The 7925-nt window shown below is 66.7% G+C and carries 8 protein-coding genes; 6 read left to right on the plus strand and 2 right to left on the minus strand.

What is annotated here, in order from left to right:
• Window positions 1-292 precede the first annotated feature (292 nt).
• Genes AC5P6A_RS05860 through AC5P6A_RS05870 form a run of 3 tightly spaced genes read left to right on the plus strand, consistent with a single transcriptional unit; the run spans window position 293 to window position 1829 of the window.
• Window positions 293-922: a superoxide dismutase gene (locus AC5P6A_RS05860; RefSeq protein ID WP_180876650.1), complete on the plus strand. Its 630-nt coding sequence runs from the start codon at window positions 293-295 to the stop codon at window positions 920-922.
• Window positions 919-1497: a flavin reductase family protein gene (locus tag AC5P6A_RS05865; protein ID WP_227844718.1), complete on the plus strand. Its 579-nt coding sequence runs from the start codon at window positions 919-921 to the stop codon at window positions 1495-1497. The genes AC5P6A_RS05860 and AC5P6A_RS05865 overlap by 4 nt, the downstream gene beginning before the upstream one ends.
• Window positions 1494-1829 carry a tetratricopeptide repeat protein gene (locus AC5P6A_RS05870; RefSeq protein WP_329842000.1) on the plus strand — a complete coding sequence of 112 codons (336 nt, stop codon included), beginning with the start codon at window positions 1494-1496 and terminating at the stop codon, window positions 1827-1829. The genes AC5P6A_RS05865 and AC5P6A_RS05870 overlap by 4 nt, the downstream gene beginning before the upstream one ends.
• 5 nt (window positions 1830-1834) lie before the next feature.
• Here AC5P6A_RS05870 and AC5P6A_RS05875 read toward each other — a convergent pair whose 3' ends face one another.
• Together AC5P6A_RS05875 and AC5P6A_RS05880 are read right to left on the minus strand one after the other, a co-directional pair.
• Window positions 1835-2983 (minus strand): fatty acid desaturase family protein, encoded by a 1149-nt coding sequence (locus AC5P6A_RS05875; protein ID WP_072167525.1) that lies wholly within the window; start codon window positions 2981-2983, stop codon window positions 1835-1837.
• An 11-nt stretch (window positions 2984-2994) separates the two neighbouring features.
• Window positions 2995-4065 (minus strand): ferredoxin reductase, encoded by a 1071-nt coding sequence (locus AC5P6A_RS05880; RefSeq protein WP_050563255.1) that lies wholly within the window; start codon window positions 4063-4065, stop codon window positions 2995-2997.
• A gap of 92 nt (window positions 4066-4157) precedes the next feature.
• Between AC5P6A_RS05880 and fabR the strand changes: the two genes are divergently transcribed.
• The 3 genes from fabR (at window position 4158) to AC5P6A_RS05895 (ending at window position 7742) form a co-directional block, all read left to right on the plus strand.
• Complete coding sequence (fabR, locus tag AC5P6A_RS05885) at window positions 4158-4814, plus strand: HTH-type transcriptional repressor FabR (RefSeq protein ID WP_005409961.1); 657 nt, start codon at window positions 4158-4160, stop codon at window positions 4812-4814.
• Between the two features lie 230 nt (window positions 4815-5044).
• The gene (locus AC5P6A_RS05890; RefSeq protein ID WP_180833041.1) at window positions 5045-7204 is read left to right on the plus strand and encodes a TonB-dependent receptor plug domain-containing protein; all 2160 of its coding nucleotides are present in this window, start codon (window positions 5045-5047) and stop codon (window positions 7202-7204) included.
• Window positions 7194-7742 carry a thioredoxin-like domain-containing protein gene (locus tag AC5P6A_RS05895; RefSeq protein WP_227844721.1) on the plus strand — a complete coding sequence of 183 codons (549 nt, stop codon included), beginning with the start codon at window positions 7194-7196 and terminating at the stop codon, window positions 7740-7742. Before AC5P6A_RS05890 ends, AC5P6A_RS05895 begins: the two co-directional genes overlap by 11 nt.
• The last annotated feature ends 183 nt before the right edge of the window (window positions 7743-7925 follow it).

The following is a 7925-nucleotide window of genomic DNA, read 5'->3' on the forward strand; positions in this document are numbered from 1 at the left end:
CCCTCCCCCCCGCCACCGGACCGTTTCCTGCGAGCGCGGGCAGCACTTCAGCGCGCCGGTGAGGTTCGAAAAGCGGGTTCTGGTAGTGCCGGCCGCTGGCCGGCAACCCGACCTTGCCGGCATGCCGGCCAGCGGCCGGCACTACCATTTCGCTCGTGCTGTCCTGCAGGAAGAATCAAAGCGATGAACGCGCACGCACGTCAATCCCGCCCCTTGACCTCAACCAATGTTGAGGTGCGATAACAGTCTCCCCACGGCCAGCCCTCTGGCCTTCCCCACGGAGATTGCTTCGATGTCGTACTCGCTTCCCCCGCTCCCCTACGCCTACGACGCCCTTGAGCCGCATTTCGATGCGCGCACGATGGACATCCACCACAGCAAGCACCACCAGGCCTACGTCAACAACCTCAACGCCGCCATCGAGCAGGCCGGCGTCGCCGAGCAGCCGGTCGAGGCGCTGATCGCCAACCTCGATGCCGTGCCCGAGGCGCAGCGCGGCGCCATCCGCAACAACGGCGGCGGCCACGCCAACCACAGCCTGTTCTGGACCGTGCTCAGCACCAACGGTGGTGCACCCGATGACGAACTGGCCGCCGCCATCGACCGTGACCTCGGCGGTTTCGATGCATTCAAGGAGGCCTTCACCAAGGCGGCGCAGACCCGCTTCGGCAGCGGCTGGGCCTGGCTGACCAGCGATCGCGATGGCCGCCTGCAGGTGGAAAGCAGCGCCAACCAGGACAGCCCGCTGATGGGTGCAGCCGTGGGCCTGTCGGGCAACACCCCGATCCTCGCACTGGATGTCTGGGAACACGCCTACTACCTGCACTACCAGAACCGTCGCCCGGACTACATCGGTGCGTTCTTCAACATCATCAACTGGGCCGAGGTCGGCCGGCGCTACCGCCAGGCCAGGGCCTCATGAGCGGCGAAACGCTGCCGTACGCCGGGCCGTGGGCGGGGGTTTTCCCCGCCCCGCCCCCGGTGCCGTCGGTCAAGATGCCGCCGCGGGCCCTGCGGCGGCTGCTCGGCCACTTTCCTACCGGCGTGGCCATCGTCTGCACGCGCGATGCGCAGGGCAAACCCATCGGCCTGACCATCAATTCGTTCGTGCCGGTGTCATTGCAGCCGCCGCTGGTGCTGTGGAACCTGGCGTTGCACGCGCAGAGCCTGTCCACCTTCCAGCGCGCCACCCGCTTTGCGATCAGCGTGCTGGCGGCCGACCAGGAAGCGCTGGCCCGGCGCTTTGCCGATCCGCAGGTGCGCAACCGCTTCGATGGCCTGGCATTGCTGGATGACGACGAGGACGCCCCACCGCGCATCGCCGGTGCGGTCGCCCATCTCACATGTACCCGCCACGCACAGTGGCCGGTGGGTGATCATCTGCTGCTGGCTGGCCGCATCATCGAAGTGCACGAGAACGGCGGCGCGCCGCTGCTGTTCCATCGTGGCCGCTTCCAGCCCGGCCCCACCGAACTGCTGGTGGAGGTGCGCGGATGAACATCGAAGCCCTGGAATGCATGCTTGCCAACGGCAAGGACGGCGCGCTGCTGCGCTTCGGCCTGGGCAAGGGTTGGCTGGATTCGGGCAACCCGGTGCGCGCGGCCACCCATCTGGGCCGGTGCGTGGTGCTTGATCCGCAGTATTCCGCGGCGTGGAAGCTGCTGGGCAAAGCCTGGCTGGCCAGTGGCCAGCCGCAGGCGGCGCGCGAAGCATGGCAGCGCGGCTTGAGCGTGGCCGGCAGCAAGGGCGACCAGCAGGCACGCAAGGAAATGCAGGTGTTCCTGCGTCGCCTGGACCGCGAGCAGGCGGACCTGGCGAAAGCGGGCTGAGTCGATCAGCCCGCGTTGGCCGATGCCGGTGCGGACATGATGTCCGGCATCGGCAGGCGGCGCGGCTTGCTGGGGAACGCGTGACGCAGGATGCGCCAGACCACCTGGCCGAACTGGCGCGGCAGCGAGCCGTTGTTGTAGTGCTGGCCGTAACGGCGGCAGATGTCCTTCACTTCCTTGGCAATGGCCGCATAGCGGTTGGCCGGCAGGTCCGGGTAGAAGTGGTGCTCGATCTGGTGGCTGAGGTTGCCGGACAGCACATTGATCAGGAAGCCGCCGCTGATGTTGGACGAACCGCGCAGTTGGCGTAGGTACCAGTGACCGCGCGATTCATTGCGCAGGCATTCCTTCGGGAAGGTTTCCGACTCGGCGGTGAAGTGGCCGCAGAAGATGATCACGTAGGTCCAGATGTTGCGCAGGCCGTTGGCCACCAGGTTGCCCAGCATCACGGTGAGGAAGAACGGGCCGGCCAGCAGCGGAAAGAACACGTAGTCCTTCAGCACCTGGCGAGCCATTTTCCGCGCCACCGGGCGGGTCTGCATCCACATCGCACGGCCACTGATGCGGCCCTTCAGCCAACGGCCCAGGCGCAGGTCCTGCGCGGCCACGCCCCACTGGAACAGCAGCGCGAAGATCGGCGCGATGATCGGCTGCAGCAGGTAGAACGGCTTCCAGCGCTGTTCCGGGAAGATGCGCAGCAGGCCGTAGCCGATGTCATCGTCCATGCCACGCACGTTGGTATAGGTGTGGTGGCGGAAGTTGTGGGTCTTGCGCCAGTTGTCGGCGGTGGCAACGATATCCCACTCGTAGGTGTTGCCATTGAGCTTGGGATCGCCGGTCCAGTCGAACTGGCCGTGCATGACGTTGTGGCCCAGCTCCATGTTCTCCAGGATCTTCGACAACGCCAGCAGCAGCGTGCCAGTGATCGCGGCCGGCCACAGCAGCGGCATCCAGAACAGCGGCGAGAATGCTGCCAGGAACAGCAGGCCACGGCCACCCACGCCGAACCATCGCACGGCGGCAGCCACACGGCGGATGTAGCGGGTATCGGAGGCGCCGAGGCTGCCGATCACACGGTCGCGGATCGCATCGAGTTCCTCACCGAAGGCATGCATCTCGGCGGTGCTCAGGGCACGGTCGGTAGCGCGGGTCATGGCAGGCGTCCTCAGAGATCCAGAGTCAGGTCGGTGGTCGGTGCGCTCACGCAGATCCGCACCGGCTGTGCCGATTCGGACTGCAGGTCGCCGGTGCGAAGGTGGCGGGTGGCGCCACTGACGCGATCACAGGTGCAGGTGTTGCAGATGCCCATGCGGCAACCGTGCTTGGGCTTGATGCCATGCGCTTCCAGGCTTTCCAGCAGCGAGCGGCCTCGCGGCACGCTGAGCTGGCGGCCACTGCGCGCAAGCGTCAGCGACACCTCGCCTTCGCTGCTGGCATCGCGCAGCGGCGCCGGCGGGGTGAAGGCTTCGGCCTGGAAGCCAGCCACCTGGTGCGCCAGGCGTTCACGCGCAGCGGCAACGAAGCCATCCGGACCGCAGGCCAACACATGTCGCTGCGCCAGCGGCGTGTCATCGCCGGCCACCTGCAGATCATGGGTATCGATGCGCGCGGCCGGCGCCTCACCCTCGCGGGTGGTCAGCAGATGCACGCGCAGGTTCGGATGTGCCGCGGCCAGCGCCTGCAGTTCATCACGGAACTGCAGATGGGCGGCGGTGCGCTCCCAATAGAACAGGTCTACCGGTGCTGCCAGCGGGCGCTGGCAGGCGTCCCGCAACAGGCTGCGCATCGGCGTGATGCCACTGCCGGCAGCCAGCAGCAGCACCGGCGCCGCGGCCGGCATATGGAACTCGCCGAAGGCGGCATCGAGGCGGAACAGTTCGCCCGGCTGTGCATGGTTGACCAGATGCTGGCTGACCCGGCCGCCATCGATCGCCTTGACGGTGATCGCCAGCTCGCGCCGACCCAGTGCGGTAGGGCTGTAGCTGCGCTGCCACAGGCGCCCCTCAATCTCGACGCCCAGGGTGACGTGCTGGCCGGCGCGCATGCCGGCCCAGTGCCGGTTGGTGCGCAGGACCAGGGTCGCCGCGCCCTCGCCGGCCGGCTCGCGCCGGACCAGTCGGGCCACCGGCTCGCGCAGGGTCCACAGGGGATTGAGCTGGCCCGCCCAGAAATCGAACAGCGACGGCGAGACCCAGCGGTACGGAGAGAACAGGGACGGACGGACGACAGCGCTCATGGGCGCACTATACGGGCGCACATACACCTGTGTATACATGTGTATATTGAACCGGATTGGGTATGATTCAGCCTCGCCCCACCGGAACCCCCATGGCCGCCGCCACCGCCTTGTCGACGCCTGAAGATGCCAACAGCCCGGCCCGCCGTACGGTGAGCCGCGAAGATCTGCTGGCCGCCGCCCTGAAGCTGATCGGGCCGCACCGCAGCCTGTCCACGCTCAGCCTGCGCGAAGTGGCACGCGAGGCCGGCATCGCGCCGAACAGCTTCTACCGGCAGTTCCGCGACATGGACGAACTGGCCGTAGCGCTGATCGACGCAGCCGGCCGCTCGCTGCGCACCATCATCGGCGAGGCCCGCCAGCGCGCCACCTCCACCGCCACCAGCGTGGTGCGGGTCTCGGTGGAGACTTTCATGGAACAGCTGCGCGCCGACGACAAGCTGCTGCACGTGCTGTTGCGCGAAGGCGCGGTCGGCTCGGACGACTTCAAGCATGCGGTCGAGCGCGAACTGCACTATTTCGAAGAAGAGCTGCAGCACGACCTGGTGCGCCTGGCCGCACTGGATGGCGCGGTGCTGCACGCTCCGGAACTGGTAGCCAAGGCCATCACCCGGCTGGTGTTCGCGATGGGCGCCACCGCCATGGACCTGCCGCCGGAGAAGGATCCGGAACTGGTCGAACAGATCTCCACGATGATCCGCATGATCATCGTCGGCGCCCGGACCCCCGCCGCATTCCGCCGCGGCTGACGATCCGACCGCGCCTACACGGCAACTCCATCCTATGGACATGACCACCGGCAGGGTTGCGGTCGTTTTATGTAATGTTATAACACATGCTTGATCTGACTCGACTGGTACCCAAAGCGTAATTGCCTCAGCCTCGTTATATAGCACTTGCTATATTAATAAGCCGCTGCTTTCATATGCGTCAGCCAGGTCGCCCTCGCCGCCTTTCTTCTCCCAAGGACGACGCCCTCATGCCCGTTGCCACGCCCCTCTTCCATCGGCTGCCCCTGGCCGCCGCCATTGCCCTGACCGTGCCGCTGCCTGCACTGGCCGCCACCTCGAAGCCCACCGAGCTGGACCGCGTGCAGGTCAAGGTCAGCACCGCCACCCGCAGCGAACGCCTGCTATCCGATGTCCCGATCCGCACCGAAGTGCTGCGCAAGGAAGACATCGCGCTGCGCGCGGCCACCGACTTCTCGCGCGCCGCCGAGCTGATCAACGGCCTGCGCGTGGAAAGCAACTGCCAGAACTGCAACACCAGCGAAGTGCAGCTGCTGGGCCTGCCCGGTGCCTACAACCAGCTGTTGTTCGATGGCATCCCGCTGTTGTCCACGCTGGGCAGCGTGTACGGCCTGGAACAGATCCCGGCCGGGTTCGTCGACCGCATCGAAGTGGTCAAGGGCGGCGGCTCGGCGCTGTACGGCCCGGGTGCGGTGGCCGGTGTGATCAACCTGATTCCGCCGCTGCCGGCGCGCAGCGGCGGCCATGTGCAGGCCGGCGTGGATGTCCTGAAGGGCACACCGCAGAAGAATGCCGACGTGCGCCTGGACCTGGTGGCGAAAGATGCCGACGCCGGGCTTTCAGTGATTGCCCAGCGCAACTGGAACAGCGGCATCGACTACAACGGTGACGGCTACACCGAGATCACCCGCAAGAACCTCAAGGTCGGCGGGCTGCAGGCCTGGTACGCGCCCACGCCGGGCACGCGGCTGCGCCTGGACCTGCAGGTGACCGATGAAACCCGGCGTGGCGGCAATCGACTGGATCAGCCCGAATACCTGGCCAACATCGCCGAATCGCTGGATACGAAATACCGGCGCGGCAGCGTTTCGTGGGATCAGGAAATCAATGCCGACGTCGATTTCCGCCTGGCCTACGCCTTCGCCGACATCGACCGCGACAGTTTCTACGGCGGTCTTGGCGACGTGGTTACCGATCCGTCTGCACCCGGCTATGACCCGTCGCAGCTGGATCCCAACGTGGCCGGCAGCGCGGCCTCGCGTTCGTGGCGCCAATACGGCCGCACCCACAACCCGCTGCACTATATCGACAGCCAGTTGAACTGGCGGCTGGGCGCGCACGCGCTGGCCTTCGGCGTGCAGTACAAGCACGAGGCGCTGCGCGACGGCAACCGCACCGGTGACGGGCAGCGCCTGGCGGTGCTGGAAGATGCAACCTTCCACAACCTGGGCGCCTTCATCCAGGACGAATGGAGCCTGCGTGACAACGTCGACCTGGTACTGGGCGCACGCGTGGACAAGAGCTCGGAACTGGACAGCGCGGTGTTCTCGCCGCGCATCGCCCTGGCCTGGCAGGCCACGCCCAACCTGAAATGGCGCGCCGGCATCGCCACCGGCTTCCGTGCGCCGGAGATCTTCGTCGAGGACGTGCACGTCGATACGCTGGGTGGCGAGCAGGTGCGCGTGCGCAACACCGATGGCCTGAAGGAAGAGCGCGCGTTGACCACCCTGTTCGGCTTCGACTGGCGCTCGGACCCGGCCAATCCAGTGTGGAGCTGGGATGCTACCGCCTCCTATGCACGCATCCGCGACACCTTCGCGCTGGGCGAGATCCAGCGCGGCGATGACGGACAACTGAGCCAGCTGCGCTACAACGCCTCCGGCTCCAACGTGCTGGGGGCGGAAACCAACCTCGGCTGGCAGCCGTCGCCGCAGTGGCGCCTGACCGCCGGTGCCTCGTGGTACCGCTCGCGCTTCCGCGAACCGCAGCGCATCTTCGACGACACCGGCGACGGTGGCGACACCATCATCGAAAGCCGCGACTACCTGAAGACCCCGCGCTGGACCGGCCTGGCGCAGCTCAGCTGGATGCCCGCCGAGCCGTGGGAAACCTTCGTCGCGCTGCGCCATACCGGGCCGATGTCGGTGCTGAACAACCGGTTGGGCGAGCTGCACCGTACGCGTTCCTTCCTGGTCACCGATCTTGGTGCTCGCTGGCACCGCCATCTGGGCGCGCAGGCGCAGCAGGAAGTGTCGGTGGCCGCGGGTGTCAAGAACGTGTTCGATCAGCGCCAGAAAGATCTGGAAGTGGGCGCGCTGCGTGACAGCGACTATGTCTACGGGCCGCGCTTCGCGCGTTCGTGGTACGTCAACCTGCGCTATGCGTTCTGAACTGCAGCGAGCGTTGTTGCTGGCCTGTGCCGTGCTGCTGGCCGCACCGGCGATGGCTGCGGACCTGCACGCGCAGGTCTCGGCCTCGCTGATGCGGCCGGAACAGCGCTCGCTGCGACCGATGCAATGGACACAGCCGCCGAAACTGGTGGCGCTGTACTTCGGTGCCGACTGGTGTGCACCGTGCCATGCCTTCGTACCCACGCTGCGCAGCGTGCGTGATGCCCTGCGCCAAGCCGGCGCCGATACCGAAGTGGTGTACGTCAGCCAGGATGAGAGCGAGAGCGCGCTGCGCCGCTACATGCACGCGCAGGAGATGCCGTGGCCGGTGCTTGACCCGCGCCGCGCTGCGCGCATGCCGGCCCTGCAGGCATTGGCCGGGCTGGCACCGCCGAATCTGGTACTGATCGATGCCGACGGCACGGTGCTGGCCAATGGCTGGCAAGGCCGGCGTTACCAAGGCCTGCAGCCGGTGTTGAAGGAATGGACGAAACGGGCGTGCGCGCAGCAGCAGGCGCGCTGCCCGCCTGGATTGTAGATCCACGCCATGCGTGGATGCTCCCTGTCATCGCGCGAACAACAGCCGAGCATGGCTTGTATGTTCCTCCCGGCTCCTACGCGGTATGTAGGAGCCAGGGTGGAGGGACCGTCAACATGATATCTGCGGATAGCAGCCGACAGACGAGCCGAGCGATCCCCATCCCGCACCTTAACGTCGATA

It is taken from the genome of Stenotrophomonas sp. YJH_SMC_20 (assembly GCF_059367845.1).